This is a genomic window from Amycolatopsis sp. lyj-108 (genome assembly GCF_046549005.1).
GTDB lineage: Bacteria > Actinomycetota > Actinomycetes > Mycobacteriales > Pseudonocardiaceae > Amycolatopsis.
On the sequence record NZ_JAJPWQ010000009.1, the window covers coordinates 272,310 to 291,315 of the forward strand.

Annotated in this window: 16 protein-coding genes; 2 read left to right on the forward strand and 14 right to left on the reverse strand. The window is 69.2% G+C overall.

Annotation, left to right across the window (positions count from 1 at the left end):
* Nucleotides 1–3: 3 nt before the first annotated feature.
* From ACLJO0_RS30125 to ACLJO0_RS30170, 10 genes are all read right to left on the reverse strand, one after another.
* Nucleotides 4–1,104 carry an MCE family protein gene (locus ACLJO0_RS30125; protein ID WP_125787052.1) on the reverse strand — a complete coding sequence of 367 codons (1,101 nt, stop codon included), beginning with the start codon at nucleotides 1,102–1,104 and terminating at the stop codon, nucleotides 4–6.
* The gene (locus ACLJO0_RS30130) at nucleotides 1,104–2,081 is read right to left on the reverse strand and encodes an MCE family protein (RefSeq protein WP_410582086.1); all 978 of its coding nucleotides are present in this window, start codon (nucleotides 2,079–2,081) and stop codon (nucleotides 1,104–1,106) included. Before ACLJO0_RS30130 ends, ACLJO0_RS30125 begins: the two co-directional genes overlap by 1 nt.
* Nucleotides 2,078–3,082: an MCE family protein gene (locus ACLJO0_RS30135; RefSeq protein ID WP_410582087.1), complete on the reverse strand. Its 1,005-nt coding sequence runs from the start codon at nucleotides 3,080–3,082 to the stop codon at nucleotides 2,078–2,080. Before ACLJO0_RS30135 ends, ACLJO0_RS30130 begins: the two co-directional genes overlap by 4 nt.
* Nucleotides 3,082–4,092: an MCE family protein gene (locus ACLJO0_RS30140; protein WP_233611844.1), complete on the reverse strand. Its 1,011-nt coding sequence runs from the start codon at nucleotides 4,090–4,092 to the stop codon at nucleotides 3,082–3,084. The genes ACLJO0_RS30135 and ACLJO0_RS30140 overlap by 1 nt, the downstream gene beginning before the upstream one ends.
* Nucleotides 4,089–5,102, reverse strand: a complete 1,014-nt coding sequence (locus ACLJO0_RS30145) for an MCE family protein (protein WP_410582089.1) — start codon at nucleotides 5,100–5,102, stop codon at nucleotides 4,089–4,091. The genes ACLJO0_RS30140 and ACLJO0_RS30145 overlap by 4 nt, the downstream gene beginning before the upstream one ends.
* Entirely contained in the window at nucleotides 5,099–6,322 is a 1,224-nt protein-coding gene (locus ACLJO0_RS30150) for an MCE family protein (protein ID WP_410582090.1), read from the reverse strand. The genes ACLJO0_RS30145 and ACLJO0_RS30150 overlap by 4 nt, the downstream gene beginning before the upstream one ends.
* Nucleotides 6,319–7,158, reverse strand: coding sequence for an MlaE family ABC transporter permease (locus ACLJO0_RS30155; RefSeq protein WP_410582092.1), 840 nt, complete (start codon nucleotides 7,156–7,158; stop codon nucleotides 6,319–6,321). The genes ACLJO0_RS30150 and ACLJO0_RS30155 overlap by 4 nt, the downstream gene beginning before the upstream one ends.
* Nucleotides 7,159–7,162: 4 nt before the next feature.
* Nucleotides 7,163–7,966, reverse strand: coding sequence for an MlaE family ABC transporter permease (locus ACLJO0_RS30160; RefSeq protein ID WP_396558354.1), 804 nt, complete (start codon nucleotides 7,964–7,966; stop codon nucleotides 7,163–7,165).
* Between the two features lie 2 nt (nucleotides 7,967–7,968).
* Complete coding sequence (locus ACLJO0_RS30165; protein WP_410582093.1) at nucleotides 7,969–8,742, reverse strand: hypothetical protein; 774 nt, start codon at nucleotides 8,740–8,742, stop codon at nucleotides 7,969–7,971.
* Between the two features lie 200 nt (nucleotides 8,743–8,942).
* Nucleotides 8,943–10,517, reverse strand: coding sequence for a DUF6801 domain-containing protein (locus ACLJO0_RS30170; protein ID WP_410582095.1), 1,575 nt, complete (start codon nucleotides 10,515–10,517; stop codon nucleotides 8,943–8,945).
* Between the two features lie 283 nt (nucleotides 10,518–10,800).
* Here ACLJO0_RS30170 and ACLJO0_RS30175 point away from each other — a divergent pair, with 283 nt between their 5' ends.
* Both ACLJO0_RS30175 and ACLJO0_RS30180 read left to right on the forward strand, forming a co-directional pair.
* Nucleotides 10,801–11,745 carry an ATP-binding cassette domain-containing protein gene (locus tag ACLJO0_RS30175; protein WP_125796981.1) on the forward strand — a complete coding sequence of 315 codons (945 nt, stop codon included), beginning with the start codon at nucleotides 10,801–10,803 and terminating at the stop codon, nucleotides 11,743–11,745.
* Nucleotides 11,742–12,596 (forward strand): ABC transporter permease, encoded by an 855-nt coding sequence (locus ACLJO0_RS30180; RefSeq protein WP_410582096.1) that lies wholly within the window; start codon nucleotides 11,742–11,744, stop codon nucleotides 12,594–12,596. Before ACLJO0_RS30175 ends, ACLJO0_RS30180 begins: the two co-directional genes overlap by 4 nt.
* A gap of 147 nt (nucleotides 12,597–12,743) precedes the next feature.
* On the opposite strand, the gene ACLJO0_RS30185 is transcribed toward ACLJO0_RS30180, so the two are convergent.
* From ACLJO0_RS30185 to ACLJO0_RS30200, 4 genes are read right to left on the reverse strand one after another with little or no spacing between them, the layout of a single operon-like run.
* Entirely contained in the window at nucleotides 12,744–13,877 is a 1,134-nt protein-coding gene (locus tag ACLJO0_RS30185) for a glycosyltransferase (protein WP_410582097.1), read from the reverse strand.
* A complete protein-coding gene (locus ACLJO0_RS30190; RefSeq protein ID WP_125787039.1) occupies nucleotides 13,874–14,659 on the reverse strand; it encodes an alpha/beta fold hydrolase in 786 nt (261 codons plus the stop codon). The genes ACLJO0_RS30185 and ACLJO0_RS30190 overlap by 4 nt, the downstream gene beginning before the upstream one ends.
* A 4-nt stretch (nucleotides 14,660–14,663) precedes the next feature.
* On the reverse strand, nucleotides 14,664–14,963 hold the full coding sequence (locus tag ACLJO0_RS30195; protein WP_410582098.1) for a phosphopantetheine-binding protein: 300 nt from the start codon (nucleotides 14,961–14,963) through the stop codon (nucleotides 14,664–14,666).
* Between the two features lie 16 nt (nucleotides 14,964–14,979).
* Complete coding sequence (locus ACLJO0_RS30200) at nucleotides 14,980–19,002, reverse strand: beta-ketoacyl synthase N-terminal-like domain-containing protein (RefSeq protein ID WP_410582100.1); 4,023 nt, start codon at nucleotides 19,000–19,002, stop codon at nucleotides 14,980–14,982.
* Between the last annotated feature and the right edge of the window lie 4 nt (nucleotides 19,003–19,006).

The following is a 19,006-nucleotide window of genomic DNA, read 5'->3' on the forward strand; positions in this document are numbered from 1 at the left end:
CCTTCACCTTCCCGGCACGTTCTGCGAACCGCGCACGTTCGTCGGGTTGCCCTTGGGCAGGGCACAGCGCGCCGCGGTGTTCAACGGGCGCGGCGACGTGTCGAGTCCGTCACGGTAGCCGGTTCCGTAGCCGGTGACGCACGGCGGCGGATCGAAGAATGTCAGCGAGAGGCCGACGCGCGCGCCGTCCGGCCCCATGATCGCGTGCCCCGCGGCGACCGCTTTCGGCGCGGTGACCAGCAGCTGCTCAAGGCCGTCCTGTCGTGTTTCCAGTACGTCCGCGGTGGTCAGCAGGTTCGCCAGCAGGATGCCGAGGCTCGGGCCGGTCTCCCGCAGAAGCGTGCTGACCTCGTTCGCGGCCGCCGGGACGGCCGGGATCAGCCGTCGCAGGTCGCCATCGGAGCTCTTCAGTGTCGCGGCGAGCAGTTTCGCGTTGGCGCCGAACGAGCGGATCGCGTCCGCCTGCGACATCTGTGTGTCGAGCACGGTCTGCGCGTCGGTCACGAACCTGGTCAGCGGCCCGACGTGCGCGCTCGCTTCCCGCACGAACTCGATCCCCCGCCCGACGAGCTGGTCCAGCGCCGGGCCCGCGTCGGACGTCGCGTTGTACAGCTCGTCGACCACGGTCCGCAGGGCCGGTTTCGGCACCGAGTTGGCGAAAGAGTCCACACTGGACAGCACGACGTCCACCGGCAGCGGGATCTTCGTATCCGCCTCGCTGATCACCGAACCGTCCTGCAGCATCGCGCCGTCGCCACGCCGAGGCCGCAGGTCGACGTACTGCTCGCCGACGGCGGACCGGTTGGCGACGACGGCTTCGGTGTCCGCCGGCACTTCCGGGGCGCCCGGATCGATTTCGAGATCCACCTCCATCCCGGAGGCGGTCAGCCGCAGTTCGCCGACCCTGCCGATCGGCACGCCCCGATAGGTGACCTCGGCGTTGCCGAAGATCCCGCCGCCGGTGGCGAGCCGAACTTTCACGGTGTACCCGCGGTCCAGCACCAGTTTGTCCAGCCCCGCGTATGTCGCGCCGACATACGCGACACCGAGGACCGCGATGACCACGAAGACCACCAGCTGGGCGCGGACGAATCTGGTCAGCATCAGCGGCCACCGCTGTTCTTGAAGGTCAGGAACGTGTTCAGGTAGTCACCGCGGATGGCTTCGAGCGCGGCGTCGGGGAACGGGAAGGTGAAGATCATCTCCATCGCCTTCGGCAGCTTGTCCCCCGAGTCGGCCAGTTTCCGCAGCAGCGGTTCGAGTGCCTTCAGATCCGCGACGAGGTCGTCCTTGCTGCGGTTCACCGTCTCGACCGCGACCGAGGTGAGGCCGTCCAGCGACTTCAGCATCCCGACCAGCGCCTGACGCTGCTGGTTCAGCACCTCGATCCCGGGGGTGAGCCCGTTCAGGGTCGCCTTGATCTCCTCGGTGTTCGCGTTCAGTGTCACCGCGAGTTTGTTGACACTCTCGATGGCGCGGGTGATCTCGGCCTTGTGTTCGTCGAGCCCGCGCACGAACTTGTCCAAATTGGACAGAAGGCTGCGGGCCGCGCTTTCCTTGCCGCCGAGCGCGTCGTTGAGTTCGCGGGTGATGTTCTGCACCTGCGCGACGCCTCCACCATTGAGCAGCAGGGAAAGCGCGCCGAAGACCTCCTCGATCTCCGGGGTCAGCGACGAACGCGCCAGCGGGATCACGGCGCCGTCGGCCAACCGCCCGCTCGGGGTGCCGTCGTCCGGCGGCGCGAGCTCGACGAACTTCTCGCCGAGGATGCTCGCCTGCCGCAGCCGGGCGACGGCGTTGGCAGGCAGGTTCACGTCCCCGTTGAGCAGCAGCCCGACCACCGCGCTGCGGCCGTCCGGCGCCAGTTCGACGGTCCGCACCTGACCGACCGGGACGTCGTTGATCTTCACCCCGGATTGCGGCACCAGATCCAGCACGTTGCTGAAACTGGCCGTGACGTGGATCGGCCGCTCGCCCAGCGCGGCACCGCCCGGCAGCGGGATGTCGTAGACGTCGACACCGCCACTGCAGCCGGTGGCGGCCAGCACGAGGACGAGGACTGCAGCAAGCCGGGTCTTCATTTCGCCCCCGAGAATTCGGTGAGGTTCCCTCGGCCGTCCAGTGTTCCGGCGCCCTGGTTGTACGCGCCGAGGACGTTCGCCAGCGCGTTCGGCGCCGCGTCGAGCGCCTCGCTCAGCGAAGCCTTCTGCTGGCTGAGCACCTTGGTGATCTCGGCGAGTTTGTCCACATCGGACTTCACCTTCCCGCGGTTGTCCTTGATGAAGCCCTGCACGACGCCGAGCGCCTCGGTGAGTTCGGTCATCGCGCCGGAGAACTGGTCCCGCTGATCGGCCAGGATCTTGCTGATCGAGGAGATCTGCTGGATCGCCTGCTTCACCTGGCCGTCGTTCGAAGCGAGCATCGCGGTGAACTTGCTGATGTTGTCGACGGTGTTGAACAGGTCTTCCTTCGAATCGCTCGCCGTACGGGCGAATTCGCCGAGGTTCTTGATCGCCTCGCCGAGTTTGCCGCCGTTGCCGTCGAGGTAGGCCGCGGCCTTGGTCAGGACGTCGCTGACCGCGCCGTCCCGGTTGGCACCCTTCGGCCCCAGCGCGGTCATCAGCTGGTTGAGGCTGCCCAGGAGTTCGTCGACCTCGACCGGGGTCACGGTGCGCTCCGGCGGGATCCGGGCGTCGCCGCCCAGTTCCGGCCCGCCCACGTACACCGGCGTGAGCTGCACGTACCGGTCGGCGACCAGGCTCGGCGTGATCACGACGGCGCCGACGTCGGCGGGCAGTTTGACTCCCGCCCGGACCGTCATGGTCACCTCGACGTTCGTGCCCCGCGGCTCGACCTTGGTCACCGAACCGATCGGGACCCCGAGCACGCGCACCTCGGTGTTCGGGTACACCCCGACGGTCGCGGTGAAGAATCCGGTCACGACGCGGTCGGCCTGCCGGGTCAGCAGCGGCCAGGCGGCCGTGACGAGAAGTCCGACGACGACGGCGAACGCGAGCCGCCGCACCCAGGACCGTCGCCGGGCCTGTCCGCCGAGATCGGCCAGCGTGAAGTGGCGCCCCATCAGCGTCCCCCCTTCCTTGACGGCATGCAGCTGCCCGGTGTGCCACCGGTCGGGACGAGCCCGCAGATGTAGGTGTCGATCCAGCGGCCGTTGCCGACCGCGTTGCCGAGCAACCGGTAGAAGGGGCCTGCCAGCCGCAGGCTCTCGGTGAGCTTGTCCTGGTTGCGGAGCAGCACGGTGGCCACACGATCGAGCTGGTCCAGCGCGGGGCCGAGCGTCTTCTGGTTGTCCGCCACCAGTCCCTTGAGCTGCACCGACAGGTTCTTCACGCCGCTGAACAGTTTCGCGATGGCGTCCTTGCGCGCGTTCAGCTCCGTGAGCAGCGTGTTGCCGTCGCGGATCAGCGCCTCGATCTGCTGTGACCGCTCGCCGAGGGTCTGGGACACCTTGTTCGTGTTCTGGAACAGCTTCACCAGCTCCTCGTCGCGCGACGCGAGCGTCTTGGACAGCGCGGTGATGCCGTCGAAGGCCGTCCGGACCTCCTGCGGGGTGGAGGCGCCGAGCGTTTCCGACATCGTCCCGAACGCCTTCGCCAGCTGGTCGGTGTCGATCGCACCGACCGTGTTCGCGAGGTCGTTGAACACCGTGGTGACGTCGTAGGGCGAGCTGGTGCGCTGCACCGGGATCGGCTCGTCCGGATCGAGTTCCCCGTTGCCGACCGGGTCGAGGACAAGGTTCTTCTGCCCCAGCAAGGTCTTGATCTTGATCGCCGCGGTGGTGCGGTTGCCGATCCAGGTGTCCTTGACCCGGAACAGGACCTTGACGCGACCGCCGTCCAGCAGGACGTCGGACACCTCGCCGACCTTCACCCCGGCGACGCGGACCTCGTCGTTGCGTTTGAGCCCGGCGGCTTCGGTGAACTCGGCCGCGTACGTGGTGCCGCCGCCGACCAGCGGGAGGTCGTCGGAGAAGAACACGGCCGAGCCCGCCGCGGCCATCAGCACCGCCGTGACGGTGCCGACGACGATCGGGTTGCGGCTGCGGAAGGGTTTGATCCTCGGCGCTTTCACCGGCACCGTCCCTGGGTCGACGGGATACCGACCGGCGGGCCGCCCGGGGCGGGTGGCGCGTCCGATTTGACCGAGCACAGGTAGAAGTTGAACCACGAGCCGTACGAGACCATCGCGCCGATGCGGTCCAGCTTCTTCGGGAGGTTCGTCAGGAACTGCTCGAACACCGGGGTGTTGTCGGCGAGGTTCTTCGACAGGTCCCCGAGGGTGTCGATACTGGCTTTCAACGGCGCGCGGCCGTCCTGGAGCAGGCCCGCGGTGGCGGTGGTGAGCTCACCGAGCCCGCCGATCGCCTGCCCGATGGGTTTCGCGTCACCGGCCAGCCCGGAGACCAGCTGCGCCGTGACGTCGACGAGTTTGTCGAACTGATCGCCTTGGGAGTTCAGCGTGTCGAGCACCGTGTTGAGGTTCCCGACCACCTGGCCGATCAGCTCGTCCTTGCCCGCCAAGGTGCTCGTGAGCGAGGCGGTGTGTTCGAGCAGGCTGTCGACGGTGCTCCCCTCGCCCTGCAGCACCTGGACGATCTCGAAGGACAGCTGGTTGACGTCGTTCGGCGACAGCGCCTGGAACAGTGGTTTGAACCCGTTGAACAACGCCGTGAGATCCAGTGCCGGATGTGTCCGCTCCGGCGGGATCAGCGCGCCCTCGTCCATTGCCCCCGGCCCGTCCGGGCCGGGATCGATCGAGAGGTACCGCTGGCCGACGAGGTTGCGGTACCTGATGGTGACCGTGGCACCCGACGTGAGCCGTCGTTTGTTCTCGATCGAGAACCGTACGTCCGCCAGCCGCCGTTCGACCACCCCGACCGAATCCACCTGGCCGATGCGGACACCGGACATGCGGACCTCGTCGCCGGGGTTGACCGACGTGGCGTCGGTGAACCTGGCGGTGTAACCGACCGTCGTGCCGACCCCGGAGTTGGCGATGGTGATGGCCAGGATCCCGGTCGCCACCACGGTGATCACGAAGAAGATCAGGCCCTTGATCGCAGGCCCCGCGACACCCCTCATCGGACGGTCACCTCCGTACCGCGCAAGGCCGGGCCCACGAGCACGCTGCTCCAGTCCGGAACCTCGGCCGGCTTCATCCCGAGCGACGGCGCCAGCAGTTCGGCGACCAGCCCCCGCTCCCCCTTCGAATTGGCCGGGCCGAGGTCCCCATCGGCGGCGAACGCCACCGCCGCCGAAGTCCCGCCGCCGCCGTAGCACCGCGGGCCGCCCTTCTGGTCGAACCGCGGATCGTCCCGGCCGGGCACGTACTTGTCGCGCGGGTCGTGGACGGACAGCGTCACGTGCAGCCCCGGCTCGCCGGTCCCCTTGCCCAAGGCCTTCTCCATCACCGGTTTGAGCCGGTTCACCGCGTCGAACAGGCAGGGGAACTCGGGTGAGTAACGGGAAAGCAGCTCCAGGGTCGGCCTGCTCTTCACGCTGACGCCGATGATGTTGTCCTTGTTCTGCACCAGGAACTTGTTCATGTCACCGCTGGCGGTGGTGACGCTGCTGTACAGCTTGTCGAGATCCGCACGAGTGTCCACAATGGTCTTCGCCGTCGTCGAGAGATCCGAAAGGGCCTTGAGGATGTCCGGCGCCGCCCCGGTGTACAGGTCCGCCACGTCGGCGAGCCCGCTGATGTCGGCCTTGAACTGCGGCATCAGCGGGTTCACCTGGCCGAGCAGGTCGTTGAGCTGGACGATGCTGTCCCCCAAGGATTTCCCGCGATTGTCGAGGGCGAGCGAGATCGCGCCGAGTGAACTGTTCAGCTTCTGCGGCTGCACCGCCCGCAGCAGCGGCAGCAGATCGCCGAGGACGCGTTCCAGTTCGATCGCGTTGGAAGACCGGTCCTGGCCGATGACGTCGCCGTCCTGCAGCGAGCCCCCTTCCGGCCGGTCCGGGAGCACGAGATTGACGTACCGCTCACCGAAGACCGTCTTCGGCAGCAACCGGGCCGAGATGTTGCGTGGCAGCTGATCGATCTTCGCCGGGTCGATCGCGAGGTCGATCTCCGCGCCGTCCGCACTGCCCCGGACGGCCCTGACCTCGCCGAACGGGACCCCTCGGACCTTGACCTCGGCCGGCGGGGCCAGCTGGTTGCCGACCCGGTCGGTCTTGAGCGTGACCAGTTCCGCGCGGTCGAAGTCCTTGTTGAAGATGGCCACGGAGAGCCAGCCGAGCAGCACCAGGATGACGAGGAAGATCACCCCTGCCGCCTGTGTCCGTGCCCGCGCGCTCATCCGGAGACCTTCACCGTCGTGGTGGCGCCCCAGATCGCCAGGCTGAGGAACAGGTCGAGCACGCTGATCAGCACGATCGACGTCCGCACCGCGCGGCCGACCGCGACCCCGACGCCCGCCGGGCCGCCCGCGGCGCGATAGCCGTAGAAGCAGTGCGTGAGAATGACGCCGACGCTGAACACGAGGACCTTGACGAACGACCACAGGACGTCTTCAGGCGGTAGGAACAGCGAGAAGTAGTGGTCGTAGGTTCCGCCGGACTGTCCGAAGAAGACGACCGTGGTCACCCGCGAACCGAGGTACGAGATCAGCAGGCCGATCACGTAGAGCGGGATGATCGCGATGAACCCGGCCACGATCCGGGTGGTGACCAGGTACGGCATGCTGCGCACGGCCATCACTTCGAGCGCGTCGATCTCCTCGGAGATCCGCATGGCGCCCAGCTGCGCGGTGAACCCGGCGCCGACCGTCGCGGACAACGCGAGCCCCGCCGAGAGCGGCGCGATCTCGCGCGTGTTGAAGTACGCGGTGAGGAAGCCGGTCATCGCCGAGATGTTGATCTGGTTCAACGCGCTGAAACCCTGCAGCCCCACCGTGATCCCGGTGAACACGCACAGGCCGACCATCACGCCGACGGTGCCGCCGATCACCGCCAGCGCCCCGCTGCCGAAGGTCACCTCGGCGAGCAGGCGCACCACTTCGCGGAAATAACGGGTGACGGCCATCGGGATCGCCGCGAGCGCGCGGACGTAGAACAGCAACTGGTCGCCCAGCTCGAAAAGACTGTTGCCGGGGCGTTTCAACGCTTCCTTGGCCCGTTCGGGGACGCTGGTCACGGGATCAGGTTCCCTTCGCCGGGACGAGCTGCAGGTACAGCGCGGTCAGGATGGTGTTGACGAAGAACAGGAGCAGGAACGTGATCACCACCGACTGGTTGACGACGTCACCGACGCCTTTGGGGCCACCCCTGGGGTTCAGCCCCCGGTAGGCCGCGACGACGCCGGCGAGGAAACCGAAGATGAACGCCTTGATCGAGCTGACCACGAGGTCGGGCAGCTGGGCGAGCGCGTTGAAACTCGCGAGGTACGCGCCCGGGGTGCCGCCCTGCACGATGACGTTGAAGAAGTAGCCGCCGAGCACGCCGACGACACTGACCAAACCGTTCAGCAGCACCGAAACGCCGATGGCCGCCTGGACACGGGGCACGATCAGCCGGTGGATCGGCGAAACGCCGAGCACCTCCATCGCGTCGATCTCCTCGCGGATGGAGCGGGCGCCCAGATCCGCGCAGATCGCCGAACCACCCGCACCCGCGATGATCAGCGTGGTCACGATCGGGCTGGCCTGCTGCACCACGGCGAGGACACTCGCGGCGCCGTTGAACTGCTGCGCGCCGATCTGGCTCGTGAGCGAACCGAGTTGCAGCGAGATCACCGCACCGAACGGGATCGACACGAGGATCGCCGGCGTGATCGACACACTCGCGATGAACCAGAACTGCTGGATGAACTCGCGAACCTGCACCGGGCGGCGGAACATCGCGAGGACGACGTCGATCCCCATGGCGCACATGCGGCCGAATTCGCGCAGCCCCGCGGCGGCCTTCTCCGGCGCGCGGGCGAGCAGGGCGACAGGATTGGACATCGTCAGGCTCCGCATCCGTTGGGGGGCGGGCCCGAGCCGACGCACCGCAGCACGAGGTTGGTGACCAGGGTGTTGCCGGGGCCGGAGACCAGGCCGGTGAGCAACGGGCTCAGGTCTTCGCGCACGCCGCAACCGCTGAACCCGGGCGTCGTGAAGGTGCTGGTGACCTTCGCCGGCGAGGCGGGGAACGCGAGCGGCACCAGGGCTTTGATGTTCACCGACACCGACTGCGCGGTCCGGCAGTTCGGGCCGACGTCGAGGGCCTTGCCGTCCACTTTGACGTTCGAGAGCTTGATGAACACCTTGTTGGTGACGTCGGTGTGCGCGCAGATGTTGGTGCCGACCTCCTTGCAGTCGCCCGTGGCGCCGGTGTCCACGTCGACGACGCCGGTCGCGTCGCCGTCCGGGATGAGTTCGACGGTGCCGGTGGCGGGCATGAACCGGAAGGAGATGAAGTAGCTCGACGTCGACGGGATGGCGAGCTTGCCGGTGATCGGCGATGTGTCGCTGAAACCGAGGATCGAGCCGTCGAACCGGCCCTGCGGGAACGTGATGTCCGAGCCGAGTTTCGCGACGCGGCTCGTGGTGGGCTGCTTATCGTCGCCGACGTAGAAGCCGAACTTCAATCCGGCCTGCGCGGCGGCGGGCGGCTTTTCGGGTTCGGCCTGCTGGATCCGCACGGGCTCCGCGGAGGCGGAAGCCAAGGAAAGCGCCCCCAGCCCCAGCACCACCGGGAGCAGGAAGGCGCGCGGAACGCGCCCGGTCATCACTGACATTCGGGCTTCCTCACTTCGACTTTCTCCGGCCGAACGGCCAACTCGTGCAGCACGCTACTGGCGGAAGATCAGCGACACAAGTAATGCGGGAATGGACGGGCGAAACCGCGGAAATGTTGTAATGGGCGTAACTGTTTCGCGTTGAGGCTCGTGAGTGGTAATGACGGTTCTGACCATCATTACCACTCACGAGACCGAACCTACTTCTTGAGAGTGATCTCCAGGCTGTTCCCGTCGCCGGAGGCCATCGCACTGATCATCGGCGTCAGCAGGCCACAACCGCGGAACTGCGGCAGCTTGTATTCAGCGGTCAGCTTGCCGCCCTTCAACGGGTTGAAGCCGTGCGACGAAACCAGCGGGATGTCGGCGGGCCGGGCGGTCTTGCAGGTCGAACTCGCCATGATCGGGAACCCGAACAGCCGCACCGTGAGCAGCTTGACGTCGACCTTCGCGTCGGCCTTCACCGCGCCCGCGTTTACGGTGCCCGTCACGTCGCCGACCTGGTTGATCTTCACCGTCGCCGAGGCCGGGAAGAAGCCGAGGAAACGGAACTGCACGTTCGACGGCGGCAGCGACAACCGCCCGGTGAACTTCCCCGACTGCGCGTTCAGTTTCGCGCTGAACTCACCGGGGCCGAGCGGGAGTCTCGCGTTCAGGCCGGCGATCGTGGTCTTGCCCTTGACGCCGTAGGTGATCTGGGTGTCGCCCGGCGGCTGCGTCGTCGGAGTGGTCGGGGTCGGCACCGTGGTCGGGCTCGTCGGCCGGGTCGTCGGCGTCGGCGTCGTGGTGGGCGTCGGCTGGGTGCTCGACGTCGGGGTGGGCTCGGTCGTGGGAGTCGGCTGTGTGGTGGGTGTCGGCTCCGTGGTGGGTGTCGGTTGGGTGGTCGGGCTCGTCGGCTGGGTCGTGGTCGGAGTGGGTTCCGTCGTCGGCGTCGGCTGGGTCGTCGGCGTCGGCTCCGTGGTCGGAGTGGGTTCCGTGGTGGGAGTCGGCTGTGTCGTGGGGGTCGGTTGCGTGGTCGGCGTCGGCTGGGTCGTGGGGGTCGGCTGGGTCGTCGGCGTCGGCTGAGTCGTGGTCGGGGTCGGCTCCGTCGTGGGAGTCGTCGGCGTCGGCTGCGTGGTGGGCGTCGTCGGGGTGGTCGGCGTCGTCGTGCCACCGCCCGCGGGCTTGATCTCGAACGTCCCCAGCTGCTGGTTCTGTCCCGGCTGGACGACACAGTCCGAGGTGAAGGTGCCGAGATCGGTCGGCTGTCCCTGCGCGTTCTTCGGCGTCATGGTGGTGCTGAAGTTCCCGACCGTCACGAAAGCCGTACCCGGGCTGGGGAACGTGACCGCGGGTGCCTTGCCGCTCGTCTTGACGTGGAATTCGCCCGATTCCGCCACCGGGGTGACCGGGATGACCAGTGGCAGGCCGAGGTTCAGCGTCTTGTCGACCGGATACTTCAGCACCGCGGCGGCCTTCGCGCTGCCTTCGACGGTGGTGGCGCCCACGAGCGCGAGTCCCGCTGTCGCGTCCGCCGGGACGGTGACATCGACGTCGAACGTGATCGGGGTGGAGGTCTTCCCGGCCACGGCGTCGTCCGGCAGGACGGTGTCGACCTTCACGACCAGGGTCTGGTCGCCGATCAACGGGAACGGGCAGGTGTACTTCAGCGTCAGCGACGCGGGCGCCGCCTCACTCAAGCCGGAACCGACGACAGCCAGGGTGGCCGCGACGGCGGCCACCGTGCCGGCGGCCAAGGCTTGCACGGATCTTTTCGACTTCAGCGAGAACTTCACAACGGCCACTCCCGAGAATCGGAGAATTGCGTGATCCGCCGAAACGGCGCGGACACGGAATCGACAAATTACCCGCGCCCACCCGCACCGGCAAGGACACCGAATCCGTCGCTTTTTCTTTGTCATACGCATGCGGTCGGCCGGTGAATTCACTGGCATCGGCATCCTCGCCAAATCGTTTTTGTCACCTCCGTCAGCAGGCGGGAACGAGGAACTGTCACGCGCGCCCGGAGTCCGCTCGCGTTCATTGCGGCAGTGCCGGAACAGCCGCTACGTTCGGCGAATGGAGCAGGCTGCCATCGAGGTGACCGGCCTCGCCAAGCACTACGGTGACGTGACGGCCCTCGCCGGCATCAGCCTTCGTGTCGGCCGCGGCACCGTGCTCGCGGTGCTCGGCCACAACGGCGCGGGCAAGACGACGCTGATCGACATCCTGAGCACCCGGGTCAAGCCGAGCGGCGGCAGCGCCAAGGTCTGCGGTTTCGACGTCGTGCGCGCCGGGCATCACGTTCGGCGGCGGATCGGGGTCACCGGCCAGTTCGCGGCGGTCGACGACGCGCTCTCCGGCCGCGGCAACCTCGAACTCGTCGCCAGGCTGCTGGGCGCGAACCGGCGCCAGGCCAGGGCCCGCGCGGCCGAACTGCTCGCCATGTTCGGCCTCGACGACGCCGCGGACCGTCCGGCGCGGACGTACTCCGGCGGGATGCGGCGGCGGCTCGATCTCGCCGCCGGACTCGTCGGCTCCCCCGAAGTCCTCTTCCTCGACGAACCGACGACCGGCCTCGATCCGCTCAGCCGGGCCGGGCTCTGGGACGGTGTCGAACGGCTCGCCGCGCGCGGCACCACCGTCGTGCTCACCACGCAGTACCTCGAGGAGGCGGACAGGCTGGCGGATCACGTCATCGTGCTGGGGCTGGGGCATGTCACGGTTTCCGGGCGGCCGTCGGAACTGAAGGCGCGGCTCGGGGAACGGACCGCGACCCTGACCTTCGGCACCGACCTCGCCGCCCGCCGCGCGCTGGCCGCGCTGCACCGGCTCGGCATGGGCTGCACCACGTCGGCCTCCGGGCTGGTGGTCGGCGTCGCGCTATCCGGGCCCGCCGACATCACCGTGCTGGTCCGCGCGCTCGACGCGGCGGGCGCGCCGATGAAGGACCTCACCGTCGCCGAGCCGACGCTCGACGACGTCTACCTTTCCCTGCACCGGAATCCGGCGGTCGCGACATGACCGAGGCACGCCACCGCGCGCCGTCGCCGTCGGTGCTGACCGATCCGGCGGCCTGGCCGCCGAGCACCTTCGCCACCCAGGTCCGGGTGCTCGCCGCCCGGTCACTGAAGACCGCTTTCGGCGACCGTCGGCTGGTGTTCTTCGGTCTGCTGCAACCGATCGTGCTGCTCCTGCTGTTCAGCCAGGTCTTCAACGGGGTCAGCACGCTGCCCGGGGTCGCGGCCTATCAGGGCTACGTGAACTTCCTCGTCCCGGCGACGCTGGTGAACATCGCGATGACCACGGCGATGAGTTCCGGCGCCGGACTGCTCGCGGAGATCTACAGTGGCTTCACCGGCCGTCTCCGGTGCATGCCCATCAGCCTTTCCGCCGTCCTGGTGGCGCGCACCATCTCCGACTCCGCCAGACTCGGCGTGCAACTGCTGGTGACCGCGCTCGCCAGCGTGGTACTGCTGGGTTTCCGGCCGACCGGCGGCGTTTTCGGTGTCACCGCGGCACTTCTGCTCACACTCGTCGTCGGCTGGTGCCTCAGCTGGATCTTCGTCGCCATCACGACCTGGCTGCGCAAGGCCGAAACCCTGCAGATGGCGTCCTTCGTGGTCATGTTCCCGCTGATGTTCTCCTCCAGCGCGTACATGCCGCTCGAGACGATGCCGGCCTGGCTGCGGGTGGCCTCGGCGCTCAACCCGCTGACCTACGCGATCGACGCGACGAGAGCGCTCGCGCTGGGCCGGCCTTCGGGCTGGTCGATCCCCGTCTCGCTCGCGATCGCCGCCGTGGCGGCGCTGGCGGGCGGATGGATCGCGGCGAGGACCTTCCGGACACCGCGGGACGTCACCCCGATGGCCTGAAATCCGGCACTCGCGTGATTGAAGCCGGAACTCACGTGATTGGAGACGGAACTCACGTGATTGAAGGCGGAACTCGCGCATTGCGTGAGATACGGCCCGAAACACGCGAGATACGCCTCCAGACACGCGTGATCCGCCTAGCGGCCCTCAGTGCGGCAGGGACTCCAGGTGGTCCGCCGCCACCACGACTCCCCCGGCCGCCGCGAACGAGGCCCGGACTCGCGCGGCCGCCGCGGCGTAGGCGGGGTCGGTCAGCACTTCGGTGACCGTGCGGCGGATGTCGGGTGCCTTCACGCGGTCGAAGCGCAGCCGCAGCCCGGCACCGGCGGCCTCGACCTGCTGAGCGAGCATCGACTGGTCGTCCCGGATCGGCGCGATCACCAGCGGCAGCCCGGAAGCGAGGGTCTCGCTGACGGTGTTGTGCCCGCCGTGGCAGATCACCGCCGCCGCCTTCCGCACCAGCTCCGGCTGCGGAATCCGTTTGGCCAAAAGCACTTCGTCGCTGATCAGTTCGCCGGTGGGATCGACGACCAGACCTTGGACGTCCGGCATCCCGGCGAGGGCGTCGACGCATTCGGACAGGAAGCGGCGGCCGAGGGCGGCGTTGGCGGTGCCGAGGGTCGCGAGGACGAGCGGACGGCCGTCGAGCAGGTCCCACGAGAACCCCAGCGGGGGCGCGGGAGCCAGCGCGGGGCCGACGAACCGGACCGCGCCCGCGTCGGCGATCGGCCCCGTCAGGGACACGGTCGTGAAAGCCAGGACGAGATCCGGGGAGAAGCGCAGGTCGCCGCAGGACACCTTGTGCCGCTCGCGAAGACCGTCCTGCAGGCCGTCGACCCAAGCCGCGATCTTCGGCATTGCGCCCAGCGGATCGCCCAGTTCGGTCGACGTCGACGCCGACGTCACCCACGGCAGAGCGCGGCGGCTCGCGACGAGGGCGCCCGCGAAGGCCTGCTGATCGGCGATCACGACGTCGGGACGAAAGGCGTCGACAGCCTTCTCGACGCCGGGCACCATCGCGTCCGCGAGCGGAACGAGGTACTGCTCCCACAGGAACTTCAGCGCCGCGAACCCGCGCAGGCCTTCTGGACGGCGCTCCACGGCGAACTCCAGCGCGTCGCCCGCCGCGTACACCCGGCCCGCACGGGTCAGCTCGGACGTCGTGGGTTCCGGGCCGCACCAGGCGACGTCGTGGCCGCGCCCCACCAGTTCGGCGGCCACCGCGCGCAACGGTGCCACATGCCCGGTCAGCGGCGGGACGACCAGCAGGAACCGGCTCATCCGCGTGGCCTCCCGTGCCGGGAGATCCAGTTCAGCAGCAGCTCCCGGACTTCCCGGTGCTGCTCGACGAGCACCGAATGCCCTTGGCCTTCGAACACGTGCAACTCCCCGCGGGGCAACAAGGACGTCAGCGCGGTGAGATCGTCGGCCTGATAGCCGTGACTGCCCAGAATGGACAGTACGGGGCAGTCGATCCCGGCCACCTGGTCCATGGTCAGCAACGGGCCGAGGGGGACCTCCTCGGCCATCGACGTCGCCATGATCCGCTCGGCCGCCATTCGCGCGAGCCGCCGGTGATGGGCGCTGTAGTTGGCCTCGATCCAGTCGAAGCTCTCCTCGACCTTCAAGAACCGCACGGTGTGCTCGAGGATCTGCGCCATCTTGTCGGCCCACAGCTCGGTGGCGGGCTCCGATTCGATGCACACGATGCTGCGCACGCGGTCCGGTTTCGCCACGGCGTAGCTGTAGGCGAGGGTGCCGCCGAAACTGTTGCCGACCAGGTGGACCGGCCGGTCGAGATCGAGCTGGTCCAGCAGGTCGTCGAGGTCGGCGATGAAGTCCGCGATCGTGTACCCGCGCTCGGGGCGTTCGGTCTTGCCGTGCCCGCGCAGGTCGTAGCTGATCACGTCCACGCCGGCGGCGGCGACCGGCGGGGCCAGCGTGAGGTAGAAGCTCGCGAGGCTGTCGGTGCCCATGCCGTGCAGGAACACCACGGTCTCCGTGCCCCCGCCGGGCACGAGCTGCACGTTCGTGCGCAGCCCGTTGACGGTCATCGTCGGCACCGCTTCAGCCCCGTTCGCCGAGGCGGGCGGCGACGTAGTCCGCGATGTCGCCGACGCGGAGTCCGATCACGTCGTCCAGGTCCTTCTCCGCCAGGAACTCCGCGAGGTTCACGTCCGCGCCGAAGAACTCGGTGAGGATGCTCGCGAAGGTGACCAGGTCGATGCTCTCCAGCTGCAGATCCTCGTGGAAGGTGGTCTGCGGGGTGATCTCGATGCCGAGGACGTCGGTGTCCCCGACCAGTTCCGTCAGCAACTCGGCCACGGTCCCGAAGACCGACGCCGGGCTCTGCTGTTCGATGGTCATGCTCTGCTCCTTGCTCTTACCCGCGGTTCCAGGCCACCACGTGCCCGGGGATTCCGGCGAATTCCGCCCCGATACCGATCTCCTCGGCGAGCCCGGCAGGCTCACCTTCCGCCCGGATCGCGATCCGGGGCGGCGTCGCGGCCGGCTCGCGGACGAGGGCGACCGCGACCTCTCCTGTCGACGCGACGGCCACCGCCAGCGGCGGCACCGTCCGGCCGTGGAGGCCGGTCACCCTGGTCCCGTCGGCGCTCACGCGGAGCTCCGCCGGATACACGCCGTCCCAGCCGAGTTTCGCGCGGACGGCGTCCTTGATCGCGATCCGTTCCAGCAGCCAGCCGCGCTGGCGCCGGGGCGCGCAGGCGGTGAACTCGGCGCGTTCCTCCGCGCCGAGGTAGACGCCGGCGTAGATGTCGCGCGCGGCGGGGCTCGGCCAGCGGTCGGTGACCAGGGTCCAGCCGCCGTGGTGATCCTCGGAAAGCCGGTGCCGGTCCGGGAAGGCGTAGACCCGGTGTGCGGGCCGGTCGCACGGGAACCGGATGTCCCGCCACTGTTCGATCCTGGCCAGCACGGCGCCCTCGCGCACGAGTTCGGCGTCCATCTCCAGCACGTCCGGTCGAGGCAGCCGGACCCGGACCACGCACCGCAGCCGGGTGCCCGGCGCCGGTTCCGGCCCGTACCAGGTGATCCGGCCCATCGACGTCGGGAAGGCCAGCAGCGCGTCCGCCTTGGTGGCCATCAGCCAGCAACCCAGCAGCTGGCCGACGTTGTCCAGCAGCGCGCCGGGCGCCGACGGCACGACGAGGTCGCCGCGGATATGCCGTTCGCCCAGCCCGATGAGCTTCGCGAGCCCTTGGTACGCGGGGCCGTGGAACATCTCGCGGCGCGTGTAGATCTCCGCGGCGCTCAGCGGCGGCGCGGTCTCCGGCCCCGGGAGCGGGGACGGCCGGGGCGCCGTCGGATACCGCTGCGCCAAGTGGACGTCCATACTGGCGTGCGGTCCTATCTGGACACTGATCCGGTCACCCTCGCGGGTCATCGAAAGCGGCACGCGCACCGCCGGCGCGGCGATCAGCCATCGGGAGAACGCGGCGTTGCTCACGCCGGTCGCGACCGAACCCGGCCAAGCCCGTTCCGCCGCCCGGCACGCCAGGTCGACCAGCGTCGTCGCCGGGACGGTGGGGCGGAAGTCCGCTTCCTCGGGCCAGTCCTCGCGCTGGCGGAAGAACCGGTGATCCACCAGGTACGGCATCGTCGCGAGGGAAACATCCACAGTGGACTCGAAGGTCCGCCGTGCCGCCGCGTTGACGACACTCGCCGCCGCCTGGCGGGTCTCGGAGAGCAGCGCGGTGAACTCCGCGACGATCGCGTCCGGCACGCCGTCGGCCAGCTCGGGAACCGCGCCGTCGAACATGCCTTTGACGTCGCCGTCGACCGAGAGCAGCGTGCTCGCCGTGTCGATCCGGGTCCGGCGTGGTTCCAGCGCGTCGAACGCGGGCCGTCCGCCTTCCACCCAGACCGCGGTGGCCACCCGGCGCAACTGCGCGAGACCGGGCCGCGTGCCGGAGGACGCCGGGATGACCAGATGCGGCCGCGAACCGAGTGTGTCCGTCACGAACGAACCGAGCTGACCGGCTCCCGCCTGCACGAAGACCCGGGCGCCGTCGGCGTAGAGCGCCTCGACGAGCTCCCGGAACCGGACCTTGCGCACCAGATGGGCCAGGTACAGCTCGCGGACCTCCACCGGATCCGCGGGATACGGCCGCGCCGTGGTCGCCGACCAGACCGGGATCCGCGGCGGCTTCAGGTCCAGTTCGGCGGCGAGCCGGGTGAACGGGCCGAGCCGGGAGCGCATCAGCGGGGTGTGGAAGCCGGACCGGAACGGCAGTGTCCTGGCGACGACGCCGTGCTGGGTGCACAGCTTGGCGAGCCGGGCCGCGGCCGCCGGATCCCCGCATACGATCGTCTGCCGCGGCGCGTTCTCGTGGGAGACCATCAGCTCCGGTTCGGCGGCCAACAGCGCCTCCGCCCGCTCCGCGGAACAGCCGAGAACGAGGAATTCGGCGTCGGGCAAGGTGAATCCCTGTGGCCAGTACTGGGCCAACATGTCCTCTGTGGACTGTCCCGGGTACATCCCCGCCGCCTGCATCGCGGTCCATTCGCCGACGCTGTGCCCGGCGAGCAGATCCGGGGTGATGGCGAGCCGTCGCAGCGCGGTGTCGAGCAGCAACCCGACCTGGGACACGCTGGAAGCGCGCGCGAGCACGCTCGCCGTCGACCACTCGGGCCGCTCCAGGCCGAAGTGCCGGGCGACGTCCGCGCAGCGCGGTTCCGCGTCGGCCTCCAAGCCCGGGTAGACGAACGCGGTCTTCGCCCCGTTCTGTTGCAACAGAGGTTCCGTGCCGCACCAGATGTCGTTGGGTCCGCGCCAGGACTTGCCCTCGGCCGTGACCTTCGCGAGCACCCTCCGCGCGACTTCCAGCCGTTTCCCGGTCGGGCCGACGATCCCGATCCGGCACGGGCCGTGTCCGCCGGATTCCGGCTCCTGGCGGTCGAGCAGCGCGCGCAGTTCGTCCGGTGTGGACGCCGCGAGCCGCAGGACCCGTTCGGGCTCCGCGATCACCTTGGCCCGTTGTGGCCGCGAGGGTGCCGGGTCGGCCTCCTCCAGCACCACGTGCGCGTTGACGCCGCCGAAACCGAAGGCGTTGACCGCCGCCCGCCGCGGGACGTCGCCCGCCTGCCACCGCTCGGCGGCGGCCAGCGTGCGGAACCGGGTCTTGTCCAGCAGCGGGCTGGGATCGGCACAGTTCAGGGTGGGCGGCAGGACGGCGTGGTGCAACGCGAGCGCCGCCTTGATCAACCCGGCGGCCCCGGCGGTCGGCATGGTGTGCCCGATCATCGCCTTGACCGCGCCGATCGCGGCGCGCGGTCCGTCCGGCGGGCCGAACACCTCGGCGAGGGTGGTCAGTTCGGCCGCGTCCCCCGTCGGTGTCGCGGTCCCATGTGCCTCCAGCAGGCCGAGCGCGCCGGGCGCGGTGGGATCGAGGCCCGCCGACGCCCACGCGCGGCGCAGCGCCAGGGTCTGGCCCGCCACGGCCGGGCTGAGCAGGCTCGCACCCTTGCCGTCGCTCGACGTCCCGGAGCCGCGCAGCACCGCGTAGACCCGGTCGCCGTCGCGGCGTGCGTCGTAGAACCGTTTCAGCACCAGGATCGCGGTGCCCTCGCCGATCAGCAGACCGTCCGCGTCGCGGGAGAACGGGCTGATCCGCTGGCTCGGCGACAGGGCGCCGAGCTGGGTGAACATCGACCAGAGTGTGTCGTCGTGGCAGTGGTGCACGCCGCCGGCCAACACGACGTCGCAGCGGCGACGGGCGAGTTCGCCGATCGCCTGGTCCACGGCGAGAAGCGAGGACGCGCAGGCGGCGTCGACCGTGTACGCGGGGCCGCCGAGGTCGAGCCGGTTGGCGACCCGCGACGCCGCGAGGTTCGGCACCAGCCCGATCGCGCTGTCCGGCCGGAACTCGCCGAGCGGTTCCAGCAGCGCGTCGCGGAGCCTGTCGAGCATCTCCGGACGCGCCGACGGGAGGAGATCCCGGACGGCGCCGGTGATTTGACGGACCGACCGGACGCGCTGGTCGAACCGCTGGAGCCCGGGCGAGAGGTAGCCGCCCCTGCCGAGGATCACGCCGACGCGTTCGAGGTCGCCCAGCCGCCGCAAGCCACCGGCGTCGTCGACGGCGGAAGCGGCCACGGCCAGCGCGACCAGCTGGTCGGGTTCCATCCCGGCGACGGAACTCGGGGCGATGCCGAGTGCCGTCGCGTCGAAGTCCAGGCTGTCGGCGACGAACCCGCCGCGACGCCCGTAGGTGCGGTCGGGAGTGCGGCCGTCACCGTCGTGGAAGCTCGGATCCCAGCGGTGCGGCGGGATCTCGGTGATCGCGTCGGTTCCGGAAACGATGTTCTGCCAGTACTCGTCCACAGTGGACGAACCGGGCAGGAAGACACCCATCCCGACGATCGCGACCGGCTCCTGGTTCACCACGGCC

Bases quoted from the DNA above. Each gene is read 5' to 3' on its own strand.
- ACLJO0_RS30125 (WP_125787052.1), bottom strand. From the start codon at position 1,104: ATGCTGACCAGATTCGTCCGCGCCCAGCTGGTGGTCTTCGTGGTCATC.
- ACLJO0_RS30135 (WP_410582087.1), bottom strand. From the start codon at position 3,082: ATGGGGCGCCACTTCACGCTGGCCGATCTCGGCGGACAGGCCCGGCGA.
- ACLJO0_RS30195 (WP_410582098.1), bottom strand. From the start codon at position 14,963: ATGACCATCGAACAGCAGAGCCCGGCGTCGGTCTTCGGGACCGTGGCC.
- ACLJO0_RS30160 (WP_396558354.1), bottom strand. From the start codon at position 7,966: ATGTCCAATCCTGTCGCCCTGCTCGCCCGCGCGCCGGAGAAGGCCGCC.
- ACLJO0_RS30175 (WP_125796981.1), top strand. From the start codon at position 10,801: ATGGAGCAGGCTGCCATCGAGGTGACCGGCCTCGCCAAGCACTACGGT.
- ACLJO0_RS30145 (WP_410582089.1), bottom strand. From the start codon at position 5,102: ATGAGGGGTGTCGCGGGGCCTGCGATCAAGGGCCTGATCTTCTTCGTG.
- ACLJO0_RS30180 (WP_410582096.1), top strand. From the start codon at position 11,742: ATGACCGAGGCACGCCACCGCGCGCCGTCGCCGTCGGTGCTGACCGAT.
- ACLJO0_RS30130 (WP_410582086.1), bottom strand. From the start codon at position 2,081: ATGAAGACCCGGCTTGCTGCAGTCCTCGTCCTCGTGCTGGCCGCCACC.
- ACLJO0_RS30150 (WP_410582090.1), bottom strand. From the start codon at position 6,322: ATGAGCGCGCGGGCACGGACACAGGCGGCAGGGGTGATCTTCCTCGTC.
- ACLJO0_RS30185 (WP_410582097.1), bottom strand. From the start codon at position 13,877: ATGAGCCGGTTCCTGCTGGTCGTCCCGCCGCTGACCGGGCATGTGGCA.
- ACLJO0_RS30165 (WP_410582093.1), bottom strand. From the start codon at position 8,742: ATGTCAGTGATGACCGGGCGCGTTCCGCGCGCCTTCCTGCTCCCGGTG.